Annotated in this window: 1 protein-coding gene; it reads left to right on the top strand. The window is 55.7% G+C overall.

The annotated features are described in order from the left end of the window. Positions 1–10 precede the first annotated feature (10 nt). Positions 11–724 (top strand): two-component system response regulator VirG (virG, locus tag NKJ00_RS32190; RefSeq protein ID WP_352632607.1); only part of this gene is annotated, 714 nt, incomplete at its 3' end.

Below are 724 nucleotides of genomic sequence, written 5' to 3'. Positions count from 1 at the left end.
AGGTGTGCCGTTGAAACATGTTCTTGTCATTGACGATGATGCCGCAATGCGGCGCCTCATCGCCGAGTATCTCACGATGCATGCCCTGAAGGTAACCGCAGTCCACGATAGCAAGCAGTTTGACTATGTTCTTTCACGTGAGCCAGTCGATCTCGTGGTTGTTGACCTTAACCTAGGCCGGGAGGATGGACTTGCGATCGTCCGCAATCTGGCGACAAAATCGGATGTTCCTATCATAGTGATCAGCGGCGACCGGCTTGATGAGGCGGAAAAAGTGGTTGCACTGGAGCTCGGCGCAACCGATTTCATTCCCAAGCCTTTCGGGATGCGCGAATTCTTGGCCCGCATTCGAGTAGCGCTACGCCAGCGCATTTCTAGTCCGCGAACCAGAGAGCAGCGCTCATTTCGCTTTGGGGCCTGGAAGCTCAGCGTGAAGCAGCGGCGACTGATCTGTGCGGAGCGTGGCGAGGTCAAGCTTACCGCATGTGAGTTCAATCTCTTGATCGCATTTCTGGAGAACCCCCGCAACGTGCTATCCAGAGAACGGCTTTTGCTCGCGAGCCGTGTGCGTGGAGAAGAGGTGTACGATCGAAGTATCGATGTCCTAATCATGCGCTTGCGCCGAAAGCTGGAGGCTGATGCGGCCAACCCTCGCCTGGTCAAAACATCCCGTGGCGCAGGCTACTTCTTCAACGCTGACGTAGATGTTAGCTACGGAGGCACG

It is taken from the genome of Mesorhizobium sp. M0227, assembly GCF_040321855.1.
Classification (GTDB): Bacteria; Pseudomonadota; Alphaproteobacteria; order Rhizobiales; family Rhizobiaceae; genus Mesorhizobium.
The sequence above is the reverse complement of the archived record's forward strand: the minus strand, read 5'-3'. Positions and strand labels throughout refer to the sequence as shown.